Raw genomic sequence first — 22,255 nt, forward strand, 5'->3', positions numbered from 1 at the left:
GTCTGATGTTGCGCCACTCGCTTACCGGCCGCGCCCGATGGCGACCGCGAGGATGATCAGGACCCCGCGGGCGATGAGCTGTTGGCTGTATTCCAGTCCGGCAAGGATCAAGCCGTTGTTGATAACGCCGATCAACAGCGCTCCAACAATCGATCCGATCACGGTTCCGCGTCCGCCGAAAAGGCTGGTGCCGCCAAGGACGACCGCGGCAATGACCGAGAGCTCGTCACCTTCTCCAAGCTGAAACCTGCCGGACTGCAGACGGCCGGCATAAAGCATGCCGGCGATCGCGGCGGCCAGGCCGGTCAGCAGCAGCACCTGGAACTTGACCTTCCTGACGTTGACGCCGCTATAGCGCGCCGCGATCGGATTGCCGCCAGCCGCCATGACCTGACGTCCGAACGGCGTCTTGCGAAGCGCCGCGTGAGCGAGCGCGCCGAGGACGGCGACCCACACGACCAGCACAGGTAACGGGCCGATGTTGCCGGACCCGAAGGCGAAGATGAAGGCGTCGTCGACGACCGGCACCGGAGAGGTGCCGCTGACCCACATGCCGACGCCTCTGGCAATACCCATCATGCCGAGCGTTACCAGAAACGAGGGAATGTTGAGATAGGCCGTCAGCCCGCCATTCACCGCGCCGACCAGAAGCCCGAGCACCAAGCCGGAGGCAACGCCGGCTACGATGCCGTACTGCATGAGCGCCATACCGGCCACAACGGAAGTCAGGCCGGCGATCGCGCCAACGGAAAGATCGATTTCACCGGCGGAAAGCACGAATGACATCGCCATCGCCATAATTGCGACGATCGCCGTCTGGCGCAGGATGTTGAGCAAGTTGTTGGCCGACAGGAACCCTCGCTCCTGCAGCAGCACGGCGAACACCACAAAAATTGCAACGAACCCTATATAGACGACATAGTCGCGCCAATTGCCGTACCACGGCTGGGTTTGCGCCGCCGGGAGCTCCTTTTTGAGGGCTTTGGTGTCAATGGACATTTTGGCTAGCCTTCTGTATCGCGACCTGCAATCCCAGTTCTGTCCGGATCAGCGCCGACTGCGCTTCGTCACCGACGGCCGTGGCCCAGCCGTCGATCTCCTCACGATCGATTTCTCGCGCCAGCTGGCCGTTGCTCAGCACCAGTATCCGGTCGCTTGTCGCCAGCAGTTCCGCCGGCTCCGATGAGATGACGATGACCGACTTACCCTCGGCTGCGATGCCACGGATCAATTCGACGATCTCAGCCTTCGATCCGATGTCCACACCCGCGGTCGGCTCATCCAGGATCACCACGGACGGGTCGGTGGCAAGCCATTTCGCGATGACGATCTTCTGTTGATTGCCACCCGACAGATTCCGAACCCGATTCTCCGCTGATGGCGTCTTGATCCTCAGTCTCGCAATGAGGTCCGAGGTCAGCACGCTTTCTTTCCTTCTGTCGATGAACGGCCCCTTGACCAGGCTTTCGATTTGCGGAAGCCCGAGATTGTGACCGACGCTGTGTTCGACGACCAAGCCTTCGTCATGCCGGCTCTCCGGGATCAGCACGATCCCGGCACCGATTGCGTCAGAAGGAGACCTCAACTCAAGGGGCTTACCGCCCAGCTCGATCGTGCCTGCCGTCTTGGCGTCCACGCCGAACAACACGCGCGCCATTTCGCTGCGGCCCGCGCCCATGAGCCCCGCGATTCCCAAGACCTCGCCCTTGTGGACGTCGAAGCTGATGCGATCAGGTTTTCCGTGCGGTCCCGAAAGGTTCCGGACTGTGAGCGCCGGTGGACCCGTCCTGTCGACGGGATGGGGGCGGTATTCGAAGCCGGTGACGCGCTTGCCGACCATATGCTGGACGATAAGGTCAAGCGTGAAGTCCGCCATCTTGCCGCTAGTGACGTTCTGCCCGTCCCTGAGGATCGTGATCTCGTCGGCAATCGTCATGATTTCAGTCATACGGTGGGACACGTAGATGATTGCCGTGCCGACGGTCGTCAATTTGTGCAGCATGCCAAAGAGCGTGTCCACTTCCTGCGCGCTCAGCGACGATGTCGGCTCGTCGAGTATCAGGACACGCGCTTTCTGGGAGATTGCCTTGGCGATTTCGGTGAGCTGGGCCTGGCCTGGGCTGAGGTCCGAAACCGGCGTATGCGGATCGACGGTCAGATTGAGCTCGCCGATGATAGCGGCTGCAAGTTCGTTCTCGCGGCGCTGGTCGACCAACATGCCGAACCGCCTTGGCTCTCGCTTCAGGAAGATGTTCTGCGCAACCGAAAGCGTGGGGATCAGGCTGAGTTCCTGGAAGATCATCTCGATTCCGAGGCGACGCGAATTTTCCGGCGAAATGGTCATCATCGGCTCGCCAAAGATTTTGATCGAGCCATCGGTGGGGGTTACGACGCCTTGCAATATCTTGAGCAAGGTGCTCTTGCCGGCGCCGTTCTCGCCTACCAGCGCATGGATGGTGCCCGGCCGAATCGTCAGGCTCACACCTCGCAGCGCCCGCACACCACCGTAGCACTTCGTGATGTCGGTCATGGTGACGGCCGCGACATCATCATGCGCCTTCTTCGGGTCGGTCATAGCGCTTTCCATCGCTGTGCTAAAATGGGGAGCGGCGAACGCCGCTCCCCAGGTCCTCATTTCATCGCCTTCACGAGAATCTCGGGAGCCTGATCGCCATTGGAAAGAGGCCATGCCTTGAGCAGATTCTCACGCGAAACGGCGAGCGCTGGAAGCACGACGTAGGGAGGGGCTTCCTTGCCGAGCAGTGCGTAACCGGCCAGGACGCCTTCCGCGTATCCGGCGCCGAACGGACGTTGCGAACCGGTGCCCTTGACGTAGCCCTTCTTGGCCATGTCGAGCGCTATGTTAACGCCAAGGTCGCACGTGGTGATCACAAGATTCGTGGAAGCGCCGACAGACCGCGCAGCAGACAAAACGCCTTCGGTCGGAACGTCCCATACCGCCCAGATTCCGTTTAGGTTGGGGTGCGCGGTCAGCATCGCGGAAGCTATGCGCTCGGAGTCACCAGAGAAGTCGGGGCCACCGACGCCTTGTTCCTCGACTACCTTGATATCGGGGAATGCCTTAATCGCTTCCTTGAACCCGACTACGCGCTCGACCGTCGCGAAGAGATCGGAGGCGTGCGGAATAAGCGCAATTTCGCCCTTGCCGTCCAACGCCTCCGCCATCAGCAGGGCCGCGACCTTCCCCATGCCGCGATTGTCGGACGACACCAGGCTGACATAGTCCTTGCCGGGCTTCATGCCGGCGCCCGCCTGGTCGAGAAAGACGATCTTGATCCCGGCTGCAGCAGCCTTCATGTAGGCTGCGGCCGTTGCCGACTGCTCCGCAGGTACGGTTATCATAATATCAGGCTTGAGCGCCATGACGCTCTCGATGTCGGCCACCTGTTGCTCGGCACGGTAGCCGGCGTCGGTGACGGCGACGATCTTGACGCCGAGTTCATCGAGCGCCTTCTTCTGGCCAGCCATCTGAGCCTTGGCCCAATCCGAGGCCGTGTAGTGCATGACGATGGCAGCCGTGGCCTTCTTCGCCTTTATCTTATCGATCTCCTCAGGGGTCAGCTTCAGGTCGCTGGCGAGGGTGGCCTTTTCGCCGTTCGGTCCGGGGGCGGGATTGCTTTCGATTTCTTTGACTTGCTGCGTAATGTCGATGGCGTAAGCACTGGGCGTGTAGGCGGCGCTAAGCGCGAGCGCAACGATCATCGCCAAGCTGCGGATTGGTTTGCGAATCTCCTGGTTCATTCCGTTCCTCCCATGGGCAAAGTTTTCAATGAGTACGCCGTCGAATTCGGTAATGTATGCATTAAATGATCCCTGATGCAAGTCAATTCCGTTCATGTCGCTTCTCGCCCGACCGGCGCAGGAAGTAAGTCGTAGCGAGCTTGTAAAGGGCGCGCTGATTGGACGACAAAGCGCTTCCCAAATGTCCTTTGGGTGAGGGGCTGGAGCAAGGAGTTGACATGGTTTTGCGACTGAAAGAACGACTCGGCAGGCGGTTTGAAGAAGAGGTGCAGTTCTTCAAAGGCTGGCAGAAGGACAAGAAGGGCGTGGGGGCTCTTATCCCCACTTCGATTTATGCGGCACGCCGAATGGCAAGCGTGGTGAACCCGCGGTCCGGATTGCCGGTTCTGGAACTCGGCGCGGGAACCGGCGTCATCACCAAAGCAATCCTGGCAAGGGGTGTCGAACCGCATCAATTGGTTTCGGTCGAGTACTCCAGAATTTTCTACCACGGCCTGCTGCGACGCTTCCCGGGCGTCGACTTCCGATTGGGCAACGCATTTGCGCTGAATGAAGTTCTGGGTGACTGCCGAGATAAACAGTTCGATTGTGTCGTCAGTGCGGTCCCGCTGTTGAGCTTTCCAATGGAACAACGGGTGGCCCTGGTTGAGGATCTGCTCGCCCGCATTCCCGCCGGGCGGCCGGTGATTCAGATCACTTATGGGCCTCTGTCGCCGGTGATCAAGATGCCCGACCGCTATGTGGTTTCCCACTATGATTTTGTCATCCGCAACATACCGCCGGCGCAGCTCTGGACCTATCGCCGAGAGATCTAGTCAAATCCGCAACACGGAAGGCCGGCTGGGCTGGGATGTATGCGGTCCTATGCGACGTGATAGCCATGGACGTGCTTTCATGTTTGCTGGCTTTATGTCACTCCCACGCTTGCTGCCCGAAAAGAGCTTCCCGCCATATCCATATTTGCTACCGAACTGACCCGGTGACCGTCGCCGTCGGCGAAGCACTTGGCTCAGATGTGTTCCGATGGGGGATCGACCTAACCACGGCTACTACTGGGAAGCCCATGAGGCTTGGCAGCCGCTTTGGCGCGCTGCAAAACCAAGCGCCCGGCGTCGCCTGTTCTTCAAGGGACTGTTGGCGGCGGCCGGGGTGAAAATCCGCGAAGGAAAGCGAGACGCTGCGGTGCGCCATGCCAAAAGAGCTGCAGCGCCTTTTCGTCAGGTCGTGACGCTGGCGCCGTTTGAGGCCACACTTGGGATGACGCCTGCCGCGCTCGCACCACATGCCGAAACGGCAGTAGCTTTCCGGCTACCTTGCGGAATCCAAAAAAACCCGGCCAGCCTGAGCCCGTTTTCGATTTTTTCTCGGCCCAAAATCCGAGCTTGTCTGATCGGCCTACGGAACAGTACAGCCTAACTGTGCAGCCGGTTGCCGTCCTAGACGCCCTAACATGATAGGTGGGTTCACGTGGCCACCTTCGTGCATAACACCTAGCCAGCCTTGAAGGAGCTCCAGACATTTGAATGTTTCGAGCAGATACAGGCGCTTATCGAAGGAGCCGACCCAGGTGCGTTGGCAACAATGCTGTTGTAATCGATATGCCAGCATGGCTGGCGGCGAAGGGGCACGATGGGATTGAAGACATCGAGTGGCTCGTCTATTCTCGTCTTTTGTGCGATTTGTCCGACTAGGAGAAATGTGTTGGCTGAGGGTGAAACAAGCAACGCGTTTGTTGAGCTAACCGCCGAGATTGTTTCGGCATATGTATCCAACAACCCAGTTCCTGTGGGCGAACTGGCCGCGGTAATCGACCGGGTATACCGGTCCTTGAACTCGTTGCCATCCGGTGCTCAGCCCCAACCGGAGGCGGAGCCGTTGAAGCCGGCGGTTCCGATCAGAAAATCCGTGACGCCGGATTTCATCGTCTCGCTGGAAGACGGCAAGAAGTTCAAGTCTCTTAAGCGTCACCTAGCTACGTCCTACGGTATGACACCTGGCGAATATCGTGCGAGATGGGGCCTGCCTTCCGACTACCCAATGGTTGCGCCGAACTATGCGGCAACTCGCTCGGAATTAGCAAAGAAGGCGGGCTTAGGGCGAAAGCCCCAACAAGTTGCAAAAGGATCGCCGGTGCCGAAATTGGGCAGGCGGAAGTCCAAGGCCTGATTGATCGGTTCGCACATACCCGCCTTTCCCCTCAGATAACGCTCAGAACCGAAACGGGAAAAACCTGCCCGATGCGGCTTTCTTCGGCAGTGGTTTCCCAATCCAATTGGCATACAATTAAGGAAGAAATTATGAGGCGGCAGACCAGACCGTTCACCGTGGAAGTCAAGCAAAGGCGCAGCTATCAAAAACGCGATAATTCGATTTGGGGCGACATCGATCTCTCAGCAGCTTTCGCCGAAACAACACGGCAACTCGACGAGATGGACACGTCAAATCGTCAGCTTGTTGTTGGCCCGAATATCGTGACCTTTAATGCTGATCATTTGGACCAGGCAAAAATGGAGCCTCACATGGCAGAGACCCAGCATACCGAATCTCTAAATACCGCCGCGAAAGGCGTTGTGAAAGTCGAGTCGTCAGACACCAAGAAGAAGAGCCGTCGGCCGCGAAATACAAAGACTGAGTTGAAGGCTTCTGCTCGGAAGAACGGGGCCTCATCTGAGGCCATTACGGCGGTCGGATCCGTGGAGCTCGGGCGCAAGGTATACTCCGAAGAGCAGCGCGCTCAAAAGCTAGGTCAAATAGAAACGTTACTTAACGGTGGCGCTACTCTCAAGAGCGCCGTTAAGCAGGCCGGTACGACGGAGCAGACCTATTATCAATGGAAGAAGAGGGCCGCCGTCGCGCCACCAGCCGGTGATGATCTCAAGGATCTTCTCGCGCTAGAGGAAGAAAACAAGCGGTTGAAGAACCTGCTTGCCGAACGTCTGCGCGCGGAGAACGCGGAACTGAAGAGAAGGCTAGGACTGCAATAAGGCAGTCGCAAACCTGCGGGGTTTGAATGGAGCGCCTTGCGCCGTGCAGCGGCTGTGAGCAGGGCATCCAAGACATGCCAGATGCCGGCGGGCTTCGCCGGATGCCGCTTGAGCGACTTGAGTTCTTTCCATCCTCGAGGCTGATGAGTCGGGCGCAAGGGCACAACCGACTGCCTGACGGGGACGACAGCTATCGGGAGCTCAGGCTTTTCCGGGGCGCCGTCGATCCTGCCCTTCAACGCGCATGAATCTGGTCGGTCAGGGTTGGGAGTTCTCCGACCGGAACCGGATTATTCGAGACGTTGGCTAAGATGACATCAGCGGTAAGCTCGAGGACGGCATCAGTCGCGTTGTCGGCCTCTTCCGCCACGGTGAGCTCCTGGTCAAATCTAAGTAGGGAGCAAGATTTTTGTTCATAATGATGCCGGGCCACTAAAAGCAAAGGAGTACCGGCACGGCGGCCAGACTACGCCCTCGCTTTGAAGGCTGCTGTTTCAGCACTTTGCCACTGAGGCTCGACTGATTGGAGTTCCAAGGATGACCCGACCGATCAAAGCTGCAGAGGCGTTCTTCCAGACAGCGTTTGTTCGCACCCCGCTCACGCAGGACAACCATGGCATCGGACCCGCTGCAGGCGAGCAAACACCGCCGGCAAATTATTGTGCGCTGCAATTTTCCCTTTCGCGTTTGCACAAAAATGTGGCAAAGCCGTAATGCCTGACGCAGCGGAAGGACGTTGGTCAGCGCAACAACTGTTGTGTTTACGGAACTGCCGAGGCGTCGATCGCAGGGCATGCTTCGAGAGACGTGAGCGAAGCAGCTGCGGCCAGTTTCGACGACGCGCCAAGCCAGAGGAGGAGCGGCATGAGCATTCCTATCGTTCGGACCGTTGCGGAAGTCCGCAGCATCGTAGCCGTGTGGCGCCGAGAGGGCTTGAAGGTTGCCGTCGTACCAACGATGGGTGCCCTGCATGAGGGGCACCTCAGCTTGGTGGGAGCCGCACTCGCAAAAGCCGACCGCTTAATCGTCACGTTGTTCGTCAATCCGAAGCAATTCAACAGCACCGCCGATCTCAACGCATATCCGCGCACAGAACATGACGATGCCGTCAAGCTGGCGCAGGTCGGCGCTCACATCCTGTACGCACCGGCTGCGCTGGACATGTATCAGGAAGGCTTTGCCACAACCGTTTCGGTAAGTGGGGTGAGCGAAGGCCTATGCGGGGAGTTCCGGCCCGGCCATTTCGACGGCGTCGCGACTGTCGTGACGAAGCTTTTTCTACAGACTGGTGCCGATCTCGCTTTCTTCGGTGAGAAGGACTTTCAGCAATTGCATGTGGTGCGCCAACTCGTCCGTGACCTCGACATTCCGATCGAGATCGTCGCCTGCCCGACCGTGCGGGCATCCGATGGATTGGCGATGTCATCCCGTAACGCCCGGCTGGGCGAGGCCGAACGCCAGGCGGCGCCGCGACTGGCCGAAATTCTCTTTGAAGCGAGCGGGCATCTGACAGCGGGAGAACCCGTTGCACGCGCTCTTGCTGTCGCACGCGAGGCCATTCTTGCTGCTGGTTTTGAACGCGTGGAGTATCTCGAACTGCGTGCCGACCAGGATCTGGTGCCAATGGCGGCGCTGGACCGTCCTGCACGGCTGCTCGCCGCGGCCTGGCTCGGACCTACGCGACTGATCGACAATGTGAGCGTTGCTCCTGGACAAAAGGTTCTCGGCGCGTTCAACCTAGCGACAATCGCGGCGTAGGGCCGCTTATCACAATTAGCTACTTTCGATTTTGGGACCTACAACCGCCCCCGTCAGGCCTCACGGTGGGCCGCGAGCAGGAGCTTCTCTCGGTTCAAATGGATGGCGACTAATTCCAGAGCGGTCGAAATCTGAGCGTGGTCGCCGTCATCTAACTCTTCATGACCAGCGTGCTGTCATTCTGTTGAGGGTCACGGAAAAACGCGTGCTATGAGTAGCCTCAGTTCTAGCATGGGGCATATAGCAACATCGCCAACGGGGCGGCACAGATTCAGTGGCGCGCTTGCGCATTACTACCCAATAAATCACACTGACAGGTAACAATGCCACCAAAAGCAGTAAGTTGGTACCGAGACTATCGACCTGTGGTGATAAAGGCGGAGACGCCAAGCCTGTCCGCTGCCCAACTTGCCAAAGGCAGCAATAGCTGGCGATCCGACACGGAGCACAAACGACATCCGTGCAAGAACGATTAGCGATGGCAAAGTGATCGCCACAATACCGAAGACCCTACGTGGTCTGATTATCATTCTCCAAACCACCAATGGCGGCAGGCCCGCTTTCCGCATTTTCACTCGAAAGCCGCACAAAAAGGCAAATTACCGCTAACGGCATTGCACATCGTTGATAGCGCCCGATCGTACGTAGGGTGCATTCAAGTTCCCCTCGTGCAGCGCGAAACTTGATCCGCAAAACAGCGGACCAAGCTCATGACACCCACGAAGCTACTGATTGGCCAGATCGCAATTGTGTTCGCCATCGTCATCATTGGCATTTGGGTAGCAACGCAGTGGTGCGCTCACATGCTCGGCTATCAGCCGCAGCTTGGCGACCCATGGGTCGTGTTGGGCAGTTGGCCAATCTACAAGCCTTGGAAACTGTTCGAATGGTGGTTCCACTTTGAAGCCTACGCGCCCGAGATATTCGACAAGGCAGGCGCGCTCGCCGGCGCCAGCGGGTTCATAGGTTGTGCGGCAGCGATCGCGACCTCTCTTTGGCGCGCGCGGCAGCGCGGACTGGTCACCACCTACGGTTCCTCCCGCTGGGCCGTTAAGCAGGAAATGGACAAGGCAGGTCTGTTTCAGCCGGCTGGTGTTTTCCTTGGCAAGCTAACGGATCACTATCTGCGACACGACGGACCCGAACACGTCATGGCGTTTGCTCCGACTCGTTCAGGCAAGGGCGTTGGATTGGTTGTCCCCACGCTTCTTTCCTGGACCGGCTCCGCCGTCGTTCATGACATCAAGGGCGAGAATTGGCAGCTGACCTCCGGTTGGCGATCAAGCTTCTCGCACTGCCTGTTGTTCAATCCGACCGATCCGAGATCGGCGCGCTACAACCCGCTGCTGGAGGTGCGCAAGGGATCGAATGAGGTCCGCGACGTCCAGAACATCGCGGATATCCTCGTCGATCCAGAGGGTGCTCTGGAACGGCGCAATCATTGGGAAAAGACCAGTCACTCACTGCTGGTTGGCGCCATTCTGCACGTCCTGTACGCCGAGGAGGAAAAAACGCTCGCCCGCGTCGCCACCTTCCTGTCGGACCCGCAACGCTCGTTTGCCGCAACGCTGCAGCGGATGATGACGACGAACCACCTTGGCCCGGCGGGCAAGCCCCGGGTCCATCCTGTCGTGGCCTCCGCAGCGCGCGAGGTGCTGAACAAGTCTGAGAATGAGCGCTCCGGTGTACTCTCGACGGCTATGTCGTTTCTCGGGCTCTATCGCGATCCGACCGTGGCTGCGGCGACATCGGCATGCGACTGGCGCATCGCGGATCTCATGGACGCCGAGCGGCCGATGTCGCTCTATCTCGTCGTACCGCCATCGGACATCTCGCGCACCAAGCCGCTGGTGAGGCTGGTGTTCAATCAGATCGGCCGCCGTTTGACTGAGCGACTGGAGGGTGATCCGAAGAAGAGCCGCAAGCATCAGCTTCTGATGATGCTTGACGAGTTTCCGGCGCTCGGGCGCCTCGATTTCTTCGAGACCGCACTCGCTTTCATGGCTGGCTACGGCATTCGCGCCTATCTGATCGCGCAATCCTTGAACCAGATCTCGAAAGCCTATGGCGAGAACAACGCCATTCTCGACAACTGCCATGTGCGCATTGCCTTTTCGTCCAATGACGAGCGCACGGCCAAGCGCATCTCGGATGCACTTGGCACAGCCACGGAACTGAGGTCCATGCGCAATTATGCCGGTCACCGGCTGGCGCCCTGGCTTTCCCACGTCATGGTCAGCCGCCAGGAGACTGCCCGGCCGCTGCTGACGCCGGGCGAAGTGATGCAACTGCCGCCTTCGGAGGAGCTTGTGCTGGTTTCCGGCCTGCCGCCGATCCGCGCGCAGAAGCTCCGCTACTACCAGGATCGGAATTTCACCGAGCGCGTGTTGCCTGCGCCGGTTCTAAATGAGGGTGCCTACGGAGACTGCCTTCCGCCGCGCCAAGACGATTGGTCTGGACAGGTCTGCAGCGTTGACCACCGCCTAGCCGCCGACGACGAAAGCGCCGGCGCGACGATCGAAGACGAAGGTGGCGTCCAGCAGCAACGCCATCCTGGTTTGCCCGAAGAACAGACCGCCGTCGGCCAGGATCCACAACAGGACGACCTGTTCATGCCCGCCGACGATGATAGCGAAGCGCTCGCCGACAAGCGCGTGATGGACCGGATTTCCGCTGCGGCGCGTGCCTACGGCATCAACGAGGGCAGGGGCGACGAGAAGGATATCGTCCCCGGCTTCTGAGCGGTTTTGCGGCTCGGGCGTATCTCGGCGTAGATAACGCCCATAAGCGATTTTGCGGATCTCGATGATGCTCGTTCCCGCCGGCGCATCAGCACCGGTCTGTCGGAACGAGCTGCATGAAGTCCCAGCGCATTCGCCATCAATTTCTGCTTGAGCCCGGGTTAAGCGAGAAACTCGAGACCCTCAGCCGCAATCCTTCGACCACCAAATCGGCCATCGTTGCAAAAGCGGTCGAGGCCTTCATCGAGCGACGCGGCGAGAACGAAATCGACCAGCGCTACGGCAAACGGCTCGACCGTCTTTCCCGCGATCTCGGCCATGTCAGGCGCGATGCCGAGATGGTCCTGGAAAGCCTAGTTCTCTTCATTCGCTTTTCGATCACGCTTCATGCCCACACGCCGGTTCCGGACAAGGCAACGCAGGCAATTGCCCAGGAGCGGTTCGACAAGTTCGTCGAGCAGGTCGGCCGTCAAATTGCATCCGGCAAGCGCTCGCTTGGCAATGACGACAGCAAGGGAGGAGAACAATGAGCTCTCATCCCGAGGCCGACCATCGCCGTCGCGCCATGTTGCGCACCGCCATGGGGCCAGCGATCAGCGAGGCCCTCGCCGATCCATTGGTCATCGAGGTGATGGTCAATCCCGATGGCGCGCTGAGGCTCGACCGGCTGGGCGATGGCCGGGTCGAAACCGGCGTGCACATGCACCCTTCCGAGGCCGAGCGCATCATCCGGCTGGTTGCATCCCACGTCCGTGCCGAGGCGCATTCGGACAACCCGATCGTCAGCGCAGAACTGCCGTCAGGCGAGCGCTTCGAGGGGTTGCTGCCGCCTGTCGTTCTGGCCCCTTGTTTCGTCATTCGCAAGCCGGCAGCAAAACTCTACACGCTGGCAAACTATGTCGCCGACCGCATCATGCAGCCGCTGCAGGCCGATGCATTGAGGAAGGCGGTCCGGGAACGGCGCAACATCCTGGTCGCCGGCGGCACGTCGTCAGGCAAGACCACGCTTGCCAATGCGCTGCTGGCAGAAGTCGCGGATTGCGATGAGCGGGTGATCCTGATCGAGGACACGCGCGAACTGCAATGCGTTGCAAAGGACTGCGTTGCCTTGAGGACCAGGCGGGGCTCGGTGACGCTTGCCGACCTCGTGCGTTCGACGCTGCGACTTAGACCCGATCGTATCATCGTCGGCGAAGTCAGGGGCGCTGAAGCCCTCGACATGCTGAAGGCCTGGAATACGGGGCACCCCGGTGGCATCGCCACGGTTCACGCCAACTCAGCGCACTCGGCCCTCTATCGCATCGAGCAGCTCGCCCAGGAGGCCGTCGTCACCGTGCCTCGTCGCCTCATCGCCGACGCTGTCGATCTCATCGTCTTCATCGCCGGACGCGGCACCGCGCGCCGCATCGACGCGATCGCCGAGGTCACTGGTCTCGATGGGAGCGGCGACTACGCCGTCACCCAACTCACGCTTCCGCAACTCCAGCAGTTTTGAGAGGTCACTTCATGCGCAAGAAGCTTCGCTTTCTTTCGTCCGCCGCGCTCACGTTTGTTCTCACAGCCCCGGCTTACGCGGCCGGCTCCGGCATGCCGTGGGAACAGCCGCTGCAGCAGATCCTGGAATCGGTGCAGGGACCGGTCGCCAAGATCGTCGCGGTGATCATCATTATCACCACCGGCCTCACCCTTGCCTTCGGCGACACGGCAGGCGGTTTCCGCCGGCTTATCCAGATCGTCTTCGGGCTGTCGATCGCTTTCGCCGCCTCGAGTTTCTTCCTCTCCTTCTTCTCCTTCGGCGGCGGAGCACTCGTCGGATGAGCACCGCAGAGCAGCATATCGAAGGCTTCGAAGTGCCCGTCCACCGGGCACTGACCGAATCCATCCTGCTCGGCGGTGCGCCGCGGGCGGTGGCGATCCTCAACGGCACGGTGGCCGCCGCAATCGGGCTTGGCCTGCAGCAGTGGATTGCCGGTCTGGCTCTCTGGATCGCCGGACACACGCTCGCGGTCTTTGCCGCCCGCCGCGATCCGGATTTCGCCAGCGTGCTTGTCCGCCACCTCCGTCAGAAGGGCTGGCTTGTATGCTGAACCTTTCCGAGTACCGCGGCAACGCCGACCGGCTTGCCGATCATCTGCCCTGGGCAGCACTCGTCGCGCCCGGCATCGTGCTCAACAAAGACGGCAGCTTTCAGCGGACGTTGCGGTTTCGCGGCCCTGACCTTGAAAGCGCGACGGAAGCTGAGCTCATCGGCATTTGCGCGAGAGCGAACAATGCGCTGAGAAGGCTTGGCTCCGGCTGGGCATTGTTCTTCGAGGCCGACCGCGTTGAAGCGCTGGGCTATCCGAGCTCGGCTTTTCCCGATGCCGCGTCCTGGCTGGTCGATGAGGAACGGCGCGCGGCCTTCGAGGGCAAGGTCGCGCATTTCGAGAGCGTCTATCATCTGACCCTGGTCTTCATGCCGCCGCCGGATGGCCAGGCGCGAGCGCAAAGCGCGCTCGTCGACGCGCATCACGCTGGCAGCCCCAGAGACTGGCGCCAGGAACTGGTCCGGTTTCGCGACGAGACCGATCGCGTCCTCGATCTTCTTTCGGGCTTCATGCCCGAGGTGCGCGCGCTCGATGATGCCGAGACGCTGACTTATCTGCACGGGACAATCTCGAGCCAGCGCCATCCGGTCGCCGTGCCGGAAACACCGATCTATCTCGACGGGCTGCTGGTCGACGCGCCGCTTACCGGCGGCTTGGAGCCGGTGCTGGGCGAGCAGCATCTGCGCACGCTCACCATCCGCGGCTTTCCCAACGTCACCCGGCCAGGGGTTCTCGATGCGCTCAATCACCAGGATTTCGCCTATCGCTGGGTGACGCGCTTCATCCCACTCGACAAGACGGAGGCCACCAAGACGCTGACGCGGCTCAGGCGGCAGTGGTTCGCCAAGCGCAAATCGATCGCCGCCATCCTGCGGGAGGTCGTGACCAACGAACCGGTTCTGCTCGTCGACAGCGATGCCGACAACAAGGCGCTCGATGCGGACGCTGCGCTCCAGGCGATTGGAGGCGATCATGTCGGCTTCGGCTATCTCACCACGACGGTGACGGTGTGGGACAAGGACCGTGAAGCCGCCGCGGAAAAACTTCGTGCCGTCGAGCGCATCGTGAACGGGCTCGGCTTCACCACCATCCGCGAAAGCATCAATGCTGTCGAGGCGTGGCTTGGCTCATTGCCGGGTCATGTCTACGCCAACGTTCGCCAGCCGCTTGTTCACACGCTGAACCTTGCCCATCTCATGCCGCTGTCGTCTGTGTGGGCGGGCCTAGCGGACAACGAGCATCTTGCCGAGGTCACTGGGCGAGAGGCCCCACCGCTTCTGTTCGCCGAAACCGGCGGATCGACACCGTTTCGGCTTTCCACCCATATAGGCGATGTCGGCCACATGCTGATTGTCGGGCCAACCGGCGCCGGTAAGTCGGTGCTGCTGGCGCTCATCGCCTTGCAGTTCCGGCGTTACGCCGGTGCCCAGGTCTATGTCTTCGACAAGGGCAATTCGGCGCGCGCGGCAACCCTTGCCATGGGCGGAGAACATCATGCCCTTGGTGCCGGTGGTGCGCTTGCTTTCCAGCCTCTGCGCAAGATTAGCGACCCCGCTACCCGAAGCTGGGCGGCGGAATGGATCGCCGGCCTCATTGCCCATGAGAACGTCACCGTCACGCCTGAAGTGAAGGAAGCGATCTGGTCGGCCCTCACCAGCCTTGCCACGGCGCCGGCGCAGGAACGCACGCTCACCGGCCTGTCCGTGCTGCTTCAGTCCAACGCGCTGAAGTCGGCGCTCATGCCCTACACGCTCGACGGTCCTTTCGGCCGGCTGCTCGATGCGGACGATGATCGGCTCGCCATCTCGGATGTGCAGTGTTTCGAAACCGAGGAGCTCATGCACACCCAAGGAGCCGTGCTGCCGGTGCTCACATATCTATTCCATCGGCTCGAGGAGCGGTTCGACGGGCGGCCGACACTGCTGATGCTCGACGAGGCCTGGGTCTATCTCGACAATCCGCTCTTTGCCGCTCGCATCCGCGAATGGCTGAAGGTGCTGCGAAAGAAGAACGTGTCGGTGATCTTCGCGACGCAATCGCTCGCCGACATCGCTGGCTCGTCGATCGCGCCCGCAATTATCGAGAGCTGCCCCCAGCGCATTTTTCTCCCCAATGATCGTGCCGTCGAGCCGCAGTCGCGAGCAGCTTACGAGCGCTTCAGCCTGAACGAGCGCCAGATCGAGCTGGTCGCCCGCGCCACGCCGAAGCGCCATTACTATCTGCAGTCGCGCCGTGGCAACCGCCTCTTCGAGCTGGGCTTGGGACCCATCGCTCTTGCGCTTTGCGGCGCTTCCGATCCGGCCACGCAGACCCTGATCGATAACATCCTGTCTGAAGACGGGCAGGAAAGCTTTGCCGCCCGCTTCCTCAGCTTGCGCGGCCTCGATTGGGCTGCCGAGCTTCTCCAGCAATTCCCTCAACCTAACAAGGAGCAATCGCCATGATAGGACGTCGCCTTTTCACCAGTCTCGTCACCGTTTCGCTGATCGCCAAACCGTTGGCCGACTACGTCCAGCCGGCCCACGCCCTGATAGTGTTCGATCCATCGAACTATACGCAAAATGTGCTGTCGGCCGCCCGCGCCTTGGAGCAGATCAACAACCAGATACAGTCTCTGCAGAATCAGGCGACGATGCTACAGAACATGGCGCGCAACCTTCAGCGCCTGGATTTTTCATCCGTGGGCCAGCTCACCGGCTCGCTGCAGCGGATCGACGGTCTGATGACCCAGGCCAGCGGCCTGAGCTTCGATCTCGACAAGCTCCAGGACCAGTGGCGCCAGCAATATCCGGAAACCTACGACGCCACGATCAAGGTCAGCGACGTGGCGAGCGCCGCACGCGAGCGCTGGCAAAACGCCATGCAGGCATTTCGCCAGACCATGAGCGCGCAATCGCGGATCGTCGCGAACGTTCGCGCCGATGGCGATCTGCTTACCGATCTCGTCAACCGCAGCCAGGGTGCTGCCGGTGCGCTTGAGGCAAGCCAGGCTACCAACCAGCTGATCGCGCTTTCGACCAAGCAGCAGATGCAGATCCAGACGCTGCTCGCGACGCAGTTCCGGGCCGAGGCCGAGGATGCTGCGCGCAAGGCGCAGTCCGAGGAAGCCGCCCGCCAGACGACCAAGCGTTTCCTGGGCACCGGTACGGCCTATCCCGGTAACTGATCAGCAGTTCTTCAAGACGACGAGGAAGGCGGCGACATGAATGATCTCGGCGTCATCGATCGCTTCATGGAGACTTTTACCCGCTATATCGATAGCGGGTTCGGTCTGCTTTCGGGCGACGTCGCCTTCCTCACCACCATCCTGATCGGCATCGACATCACACTGGCGGGCCTGGTCTGGGCATTCGGCGGCGAGCCCAACATTCTTGGCCGGCTTGTCCGCAAAGTGCTCTATGTCGGCGCCTTCGCCTTCATCCTGAACAATTTCAAGAATCTCGCCGACATCATCTACCGCTCCTTTGCCGGGCTGGGCATCAACGCATCGGCCGGCAATTTATCGGCCGACAGTCTCCTGCGGCCAGGCCGCATTGCAGCGGCCGGCTTCGAAGGCGCCTGGCCGCTGCTCAATCAAGCGAGCCAGTTGGTCGGGTTCCCCGAGATCTTTGGCAATGCGCTCACCATCTTCGTGCTGCTTCTGGCCTGGTTCCTGGTGCTGATCGCCTTTTTCATTCTTTCCATTCAGCTGTTCATCACCATCCTGGAGTTCAAGCTCACCACGCTCGCCGGCTTCGTCTTGGTGCCCTTCGCGCTCTGGAGCCGTTCGGCGTTCTTGGCCGAGCGCGTCCTCGGCAATGTGATCTCGTCGGGCATCAAGGTGATGGTGCTTGCCGTCATCGTCGGCATCGGCTCGACGCTGTTCGGCGAATTCGCCTCCGCGCTGCAGGGCAAGGAGCCGGACCTGGCCGCGGCCATGTCCCAGGTGCTCGGAGCACTGGCGCTGCTTGGTCTCGGTATTTTTGGGCCAGGGATTGCCTCGGGTCTTGTTTCCGGCGCGCCGCAGCTTGGTGCGGGCGCCGCGCTCGGCACCACCGCGGCCGCCGCCGGGTCAGCGCTCGTCGCGGGAGGCGCTACCTTCGCCGGCGCGCGCATGGCAACCGGCGGCGGTCTCGCCGCCCTCCGTGCCGGCACGGCTATGGTATCGGCTGCTTCCACGGCATGGCAGATGGGGCGTGCAACATCACCCGAGTCCGGTCTCTCTGGCTTAGCTGGCGGCCTGCAGGGCGTTGCGAGTGCCGCTGGCGGCGCCGCGATGCGCGGCATGCGATCCGCAGCAGAACCGTTCCGGCGCAGCGCTGATGCCGGTCGCGAGATCGCCTGGACAGCAACCGGCGGCACGCCGACCAGCTCGATGACCGGAAGTTCCACTGCTGCGGATCCAGTCGCGGCGCCGGCATGGGCAAGGCGTCTGCGTTCCGAACAGACAGCCCGTGCTCATCGCCATGCCGCCACGCAGGCGCTGCGCGATGGCGATCGGGGCGGAAGCGGCGCCAATCCCTCTCTCAACGACAAGGAAGACTAGATGCTCTTCAAGCGACCCGTTCAGCGTTACGGAAAGACGCCCGAGGCCGTAACACCTTATCAGAAGGCCGGCCAACTCTGGGACGAGCGCATCGGCACCGCGCGCGTCCAGGCCAGGAACTGGCGGCTGATGGCTTTTGGCTGCCTGGCAATGGCCATGGGGCTTTCCGGTGGGCTCTTGTGGCAATCGACACAGGGACGTGTTGTGCCTTACGTCGTCGAGGTCGACCGTTTCGGCGAAACACGCGCCGTCGCGCCGGCAAATCAAGACTACCAGCCAGACGATGCCCAGATCGCCTGGCATCTCGGCCGCTTCATCCAGAATGTCCGCTCTATCTCCACCGATGCGGTGCTGGTGCGGCAGAACTGGCTCTCGGCCTACGATTTCGCCACCGACCGAGCAGCGCTGTTCCTCAACGAATATGCGAAGGCCAATAACCCTTTCGGTCAGATCGGTACGCGCAGCGTCTCCGTGCAGGTGACCAGCGTGGTCCGGGCGTCCGACGCCTCGTTCCAGGTCAAATGGACCGAGCAGGTGTTTGAGCGTGGCAGCCTCGCCAGCACGACGCGCTGGACCGCGATCCTCACCATCGTGATCCGCCCGCCGAACAACACCGATCAGCTGCGCAAGAACCCGCTCGGCGTCTTCATCAACGCCATCGACTGGTCGCGCGAGCTCGACAGTGCCGCGCCGACGTCCGTTTCCCCGAAGGAGCCCGCCAATGACAAATAGAGCCCCATCGTTTCGTGCTGCGTTGATGCTGTCGGCGTCGGCCGCGGTTCTGTCGGCCTGTGCTTCGAAGCCGGTGCCGCCCCCGCAGATCTCCTATGACGCGGCTGATTTCAAACCGGCGGCGGTCGAGAAGGCGCCGCAGCCGCCGGTCAAGGTCGTTGAGGTGCGCAAGCCTCTGCCGCTGCCCGGCCAGTTGCAGCCTGAGCCCGGCAAAGTCGCCGAAGACAAGCGATCGCCCGAAGAACGGGTCGCCGATGCCAACAAGGCGGCGACGCAGCAACCCACCAAGTTTGGCTATGTCAACGCGGTGCAGGTCTATCCCTTTGCCGATGGCGCACTCTACCAGCTCTACGCCGCGCCGGAGCGCGTCACCGATATCGCCTTGCAGCCAGGCGAGAAGCTGACCTCAGTATCGGCGGGCGACACCGTCCGCTGGGTGATCGGCGACACAACGAGCGGCTCCGGCGACGACCAGCGCACCCATGTGCTCGTCAAACCCTTCGCGCCGGGGCTTGCCACCAATCTGGTCATCACGACGGATCGCCGAAGCTATCACCTACAGCTGCAAAGCACGGACAAGACCGCCATGGCGGCGATCTCCTGGACTTATAGCGAAGACCAGATCATCGCGCTTCGCCGCCGCAACGCTGAAGCCGAGGCTGCCACGCCCGTTGCCTCAAATGTCGCCCTCGAAAACATCCGCTTCCGCTATTCGATCACCGGCGACACGCCGGCATGGCGCCCGATTCGCGCCTTCGACGACGGCAGCAAGGTCTACATCGAATTCCCGCGCCGCATCGATCAGGGTGAGGCGCCGCCTCTTTTCATCGTCGGCGCCGACGGCAACAATCAGCTCGTCAACTATCGCATGCGCGCCAACTACTACATCGTCGATCGCCTCTTTGCCGCGGCCGAGCTGCGGCTTGGCACCAAGCAACAGCAGGTGGTGCGCATTACGAGGACCGATGGCCGGCAATCACCGCGGCGGGTGTCGTTGTTTTCGCGCCTCGACAGGTAAGAGGAGCGCTCATGACCGAGACCACTCGCCCCAATGCTCCGCCCAAGCTCGATCCGGAACAGCTGCAGCTGCGCGCCGCGCCGCGCCGCGCCGTGCGCTTCAGGCGCGGCATAATCGTCGCGATCGCAGCTGTTGGCTCCGGCGCCATCTTTGGCGTCACAATGATGGCGCTGCAAGGACCGGCACTGCGCCTGAAGCAGCAGGCGGAGGAGCTTTACAGCGCCGACCGCAAGCCGACGGCCGAGGGACTTGAAACTCTGCCCAAGGACTACTCGGGGATCCAGCCGAAGGTTCCGGTGCTTGGCCCGCCGCTACCTGGCGATCTCGGCCGGCCGATTCTTGAGCACCAGCGCCAGCTTGGCATCGCGCCGGGGCAAGAGGTCTCCGCCGAGGAGCAGCGGCTTGCCCAGCAGGCGATCGAGGCGCGCGAGTCGCAAGTCCTTTTCCGGCTTGAAACTCGGCTCGTGGAAAGGGCTGCTGTCAGCAACGGGCAAGGGACGCGTTCGCCATTTGATGGAATGCTTCCCAAATCCGGTGCTGTAAATGCGCCGGCTTCCGTGGCGCCAGCGGAGGGCGATCAGAACAACCAACAGCGCAAGCTCGATTTTGTCAGCCAGCAAAGCACGACAGGGATCTACAATCCGCATGCGCTGCAGATGCCGGCCTCGCCCTATCAGCTGATGGCCGGCAGCGTGATCGCGGCAAGCCTCATCACTGGCATCAATTCCGATTTGCCTGGCCTTGTCGTCGCGCAGGTTACCGAGAATGTGCACGACACAGTCACCGGCAGCACCTTGCTCATCCCGCAAGGCTCGCGCCTCATCGGCACTTATGACAGCGTTGTCGCATTTGGCCAGAAACGCGCGCTGCTGGTCTGGCAACGGATCATAATGCCCAACGGGTCATCGATCGAAATCGACAATCTGCCAGCGACGGACGCCGCCGGCTATGCAGGGCTGGAGGACAAGGTGGATTTCCACACATGGCAGCTGATCAAGGGCGTTGCTCTCGCCACGTTGCTCGGCGTCGGCACGGAATTGAGCTTCGGGGAAAACGAAAGCGACTTGGTCAAGGCAATTCGTGAATCCACCCAGCAGAACGTCAGCCAAGCCGGCCAACGCATCACCGAAAAGAACCTGAACATCCAACCCACGATCACGGTCCGCCCTGGTTGGCCGTTGCGCGTCATCGTGCACAAGGATTTGGTGTTGCGGCCATACACGGGGTAAACAGGAGCAGTTCATGGCGAACCTGAAACTCGGCAAGCTTCCGGACCGCACACCGTCCAAGATCACCATCACCGTCAGCGCCGATCTAAACCAGGCGCTGAACGATTATGCCGCACTTTACCGTCAGACCTATGGCGAGTCCGAAACCGTGGCTGAACTCATCCCCTTTATGCTAGTCGGGTTCCTGGAAGGCGACCGGGCGTTTGCCAAGGCGAGGAAAGAAGGTCTGCCGGGCGGAGCCGGCGTGTCGGAGAAACCACGAAGGCAATCAGCTTCAACATTAGACAATGCGTAGCATGGGCGGCTCGGCTTGTCTGAGTAGAGATAATGATGAACGGCAGCACCGGGAAGTTTCCTGAGCGCAAAAGCTGCTGTCGTCGACCTGAGACTTCTGATGCCGATGGAGCGCAAGAGCGTGGAGCCGTTGGCGGCCGTCACGGCGCCATCGCGGATGGCGGCCAAGCATCAGTCTCTGCTGCATTTCGTGGGACAGGCGCCGTGGTCGGACGCGGTCCTGTTGGCACGGGTTCGCGACTGGGTTCTTCCACAGATCGAGCAGCGTGGACCGATCCGGGCGTGGATCGTCGACGACACCGGCTTTTCCAAGAAGGGCAATCACTCAGTGGGCGTAGCGCGCCAGTGTTGCGGCCAGTAGGGCAAGCAGGACAACGGTCAGACAGTGGTTAGCTTATCGATCGCAAATGACGCAGCCTCGCTTCTGATCGCCTACGAATTGTATCTCCCGCACAGCTGGGCGGAGGATCCGGAACAGCGCGAGAAGGCCAAGATTCCTGCAGAGATCATGTTCCAGACCAAGCCGCAGATTCGGGCTCGAACATATCAGGATGACCATGGCCGAGGGCGTCGCGCCCGGCGTGGTTCTGGCCGACGCCGTATATGGCGCCGACGGCGGTTTCCGCGCGGGCCTGTCCGAGCTCAATCTGACCTATGTGGTCGGCGTTCATCCCACACTCAGCGTCGGGCGTCCTGGCGAGAGTCCTCTGCCACCCCCAAGCCTTGGAGCGGAAGAGGCCGGCCGCCGTTCCGGGTCGGCCGAACCGACGATCACCAAGCCGATCTCGGCCAAGGCCCTGGCCGAGAAGTTCGAAGCTGAGGCTTGGCGCACGGTCGCCTGGCGTGAAGGAACCAACACTGAACTCAATTCCCGCCTCGCCGCCGTACGCTTGCGGCCGACTCCAGGGACTACAATCGGTCCGAGGCTCACGCCCAAGAGTGGCTCCTGATCGAATGGCCTGAAGGCGAGGTCGAGCCGAGCAAGTATTGGCTCTCCACCTTGCCCGCCAACGCTACGATCACCCAGCTGGTCCACGCCGCCAAGCCGCGTTGGCGGATCGAGAGACTATCAGGAGCTCAAGCAGGAGCTGGGACTAGGCCACTACGAAGGCCGGTGGCGGGGCT

Annotated in this window: 23 protein-coding genes and 1 pseudogene; 20 read left to right on the forward strand and 4 right to left on the reverse strand. The window is 61.2% G+C overall.

The features are described 5' to 3' along the window. Window positions 1–21: 21 nt before the first annotated feature. The 3 genes from AC04SG_RS25245 to AC04SG_RS25255 are packed head-to-tail and all read right to left on the reverse strand — an operon-like array spanning window position 22 to window position 3,762. Window positions 22–999 (reverse strand): ABC transporter permease, encoded by a 978-nt coding sequence (locus tag AC04SG_RS25245; protein WP_488553248.1) that lies wholly within the window; start codon window positions 997–999, stop codon window positions 22–24. Further along, complete coding sequence (locus AC04SG_RS25250) at window positions 989–2,575, reverse strand: sugar ABC transporter ATP-binding protein (protein ID WP_488553249.1); 1,587 nt, start codon at window positions 2,573–2,575, stop codon at window positions 989–991. The genes AC04SG_RS25245 and AC04SG_RS25250 overlap by 11 nt, the downstream gene beginning before the upstream one ends. Before the next feature lie 56 nt (window positions 2,576–2,631). Then, window positions 2,632–3,762 carry a substrate-binding domain-containing protein gene (locus tag AC04SG_RS25255; protein WP_488553308.1) on the reverse strand — a complete coding sequence of 377 codons (1,131 nt, stop codon included), beginning with the start codon at window positions 3,760–3,762 and terminating at the stop codon, window positions 2,632–2,634. 218 nt (window positions 3,763–3,980) lie between these two features. Between AC04SG_RS25255 and pmtA the strand changes: the two genes are divergently transcribed. From pmtA to AC04SG_RS25275, 4 genes are all read left to right on the forward strand, one after another. Beyond that, on the forward strand, window positions 3,981–4,577 hold the full coding sequence (pmtA, locus tag AC04SG_RS25260; protein WP_488553309.1) for a phospholipid N-methyltransferase PmtA: 597 nt from the start codon (window positions 3,981–3,983) through the stop codon (window positions 4,575–4,577). A 208-nt stretch (window positions 4,578–4,785) separates the two neighbouring features. Then, entirely contained in the window at window positions 4,786–5,178 is a 393-nt protein-coding gene (locus AC04SG_RS25265; RefSeq protein ID WP_488553250.1) for a DUF309 domain-containing protein, read from the forward strand. A 285-nt stretch (window positions 5,179–5,463) separates the two neighbouring features. Next, the gene (locus AC04SG_RS25270) at window positions 5,464–5,928 is read left to right on the forward strand and encodes a Ros/MucR family transcriptional regulator (protein WP_488553251.1); all 465 of its coding nucleotides are present in this window, start codon (window positions 5,464–5,466) and stop codon (window positions 5,926–5,928) included. A 131-nt stretch (window positions 5,929–6,059) separates the two neighbouring features. Beyond that, window positions 6,060–6,746, forward strand: coding sequence for a transposase (locus AC04SG_RS25275; protein WP_488553252.1), 687 nt, complete (start codon window positions 6,060–6,062; stop codon window positions 6,744–6,746). Between the two features lie 235 nt (window positions 6,747–6,981). Here AC04SG_RS25275 and AC04SG_RS25280 read toward each other — a convergent pair whose 3' ends face one another. After that, window positions 6,982–7,116, reverse strand: coding sequence for a hypothetical protein (locus tag AC04SG_RS25280; RefSeq protein WP_488553253.1), 135 nt, complete (start codon window positions 7,114–7,116; stop codon window positions 6,982–6,984). Window positions 7,117–7,283: 167 nt separating this feature from the next. Here AC04SG_RS25280 and AC04SG_RS25285 point away from each other — a divergent pair, with 167 nt between their 5' ends. From AC04SG_RS25285 to AC04SG_RS25360, 16 genes and pseudogenes are all read left to right on the forward strand, one after another. Continuing rightward, window positions 7,284–7,460: a hypothetical protein gene (locus AC04SG_RS25285; protein ID WP_488553254.1), complete on the forward strand. Its 177-nt coding sequence runs from the start codon at window positions 7,284–7,286 to the stop codon at window positions 7,458–7,460. Between the two features lie 150 nt (window positions 7,461–7,610). Next, window positions 7,611–8,504 carry a pantoate--beta-alanine ligase gene (gene panC / locus AC04SG_RS25290; RefSeq protein ID WP_488553255.1) on the forward strand — a complete coding sequence of 298 codons (894 nt, stop codon included), beginning with the start codon at window positions 7,611–7,613 and terminating at the stop codon, window positions 8,502–8,504. Between the two features lie 710 nt (window positions 8,505–9,214). Further along, complete coding sequence (locus AC04SG_RS25295) at window positions 9,215–11,245, forward strand: conjugal transfer protein TraG (protein WP_488553256.1); 2,031 nt, start codon at window positions 9,215–9,217, stop codon at window positions 11,243–11,245. Window positions 11,246–11,361: 116 nt separating this feature from the next. Beyond that, window positions 11,362–11,775: a CopG family transcriptional regulator gene (locus AC04SG_RS25300; RefSeq protein WP_488553257.1), complete on the forward strand. Its 414-nt coding sequence runs from the start codon at window positions 11,362–11,364 to the stop codon at window positions 11,773–11,775. Further along, the gene (trbB, locus tag AC04SG_RS25305) at window positions 11,772–12,740 is read left to right on the forward strand and encodes a P-type conjugative transfer ATPase TrbB (RefSeq protein WP_488553258.1); all 969 of its coding nucleotides are present in this window, start codon (window positions 11,772–11,774) and stop codon (window positions 12,738–12,740) included. Before AC04SG_RS25300 ends, trbB begins: the two co-directional genes overlap by 4 nt. A gap of 11 nt (window positions 12,741–12,751) precedes the next feature. Beyond that, window positions 12,752–13,063, forward strand: a complete 312-nt coding sequence (locus AC04SG_RS25310) for a TrbC/VirB2 family type IV secretion system protein (protein ID WP_488553259.1) — start codon at window positions 12,752–12,754, stop codon at window positions 13,061–13,063. After that, window positions 13,060–13,332, forward strand: coding sequence for a VirB3 family type IV secretion system protein (locus tag AC04SG_RS25315; RefSeq protein ID WP_488553260.1), 273 nt, complete (start codon window positions 13,060–13,062; stop codon window positions 13,330–13,332). The genes AC04SG_RS25310 and AC04SG_RS25315 overlap by 4 nt, the downstream gene beginning before the upstream one ends. Then, a complete protein-coding gene (gene trbE / locus AC04SG_RS25320; protein WP_488553261.1) occupies window positions 13,326–15,776 on the forward strand; it encodes a conjugal transfer protein TrbE in 2,451 nt (816 codons plus the stop codon). The genes AC04SG_RS25315 and trbE overlap by 7 nt, the downstream gene beginning before the upstream one ends. Continuing rightward, window positions 15,773–16,498 (forward strand): P-type conjugative transfer protein TrbJ, encoded by a 726-nt coding sequence (gene trbJ, locus AC04SG_RS25325; RefSeq protein WP_488553262.1) that lies wholly within the window; start codon window positions 15,773–15,775, stop codon window positions 16,496–16,498. Before trbE ends, trbJ begins: the two co-directional genes overlap by 4 nt. A 36-nt stretch (window positions 16,499–16,534) precedes the next feature. Beyond that, on the forward strand, window positions 16,535–17,857 hold the full coding sequence (gene trbL, locus AC04SG_RS25330; RefSeq protein WP_488553263.1) for a P-type conjugative transfer protein TrbL: 1,323 nt from the start codon (window positions 16,535–16,537) through the stop codon (window positions 17,855–17,857). After that, window positions 17,858–18,589 (forward strand): conjugal transfer protein TrbF, encoded by a 732-nt coding sequence (gene trbF, locus AC04SG_RS25335; RefSeq protein WP_488553264.1) that lies wholly within the window; start codon window positions 17,858–17,860, stop codon window positions 18,587–18,589. Then, window positions 18,579–19,607 (forward strand): P-type conjugative transfer protein TrbG, encoded by a 1,029-nt coding sequence (gene trbG / locus AC04SG_RS25340; RefSeq protein ID WP_488553265.1) that lies wholly within the window; start codon window positions 18,579–18,581, stop codon window positions 19,605–19,607. Before trbF ends, trbG begins: the two co-directional genes overlap by 11 nt. Before the next feature lie 11 nt (window positions 19,608–19,618). Next, window positions 19,619–20,836: a TraB/TrbI/VirB10 family type IV secretion system protein gene (locus AC04SG_RS25345; RefSeq protein WP_488553266.1), complete on the forward strand. Its 1,218-nt coding sequence runs from the start codon at window positions 19,619–19,621 to the stop codon at window positions 20,834–20,836. 13 nt (window positions 20,837–20,849) lie between these two features. After that, window positions 20,850–21,131, forward strand: coding sequence for a DUF2274 domain-containing protein (locus AC04SG_RS25350; protein ID WP_488553267.1), 282 nt, complete (start codon window positions 20,850–20,852; stop codon window positions 21,129–21,131). 105 nt (window positions 21,132–21,236) lie between these two features. Further along, window positions 21,237–21,584, forward strand: a pseudogene (locus AC04SG_RS25355) (transposase); the annotation flags it as partial. A 103-nt stretch (window positions 21,585–21,687) separates the two neighbouring features. Next, window positions 21,688–22,080 (forward strand): transposase, encoded by a 393-nt coding sequence (locus tag AC04SG_RS25360; RefSeq protein ID WP_488553268.1) that lies wholly within the window; start codon window positions 21,688–21,690, stop codon window positions 22,078–22,080. Window positions 22,081–22,255: the final 175 nt, after the last annotated feature.

It is taken from the genome of Mesorhizobium sp. CNPSo 4684, from assembly GCF_057784315.1.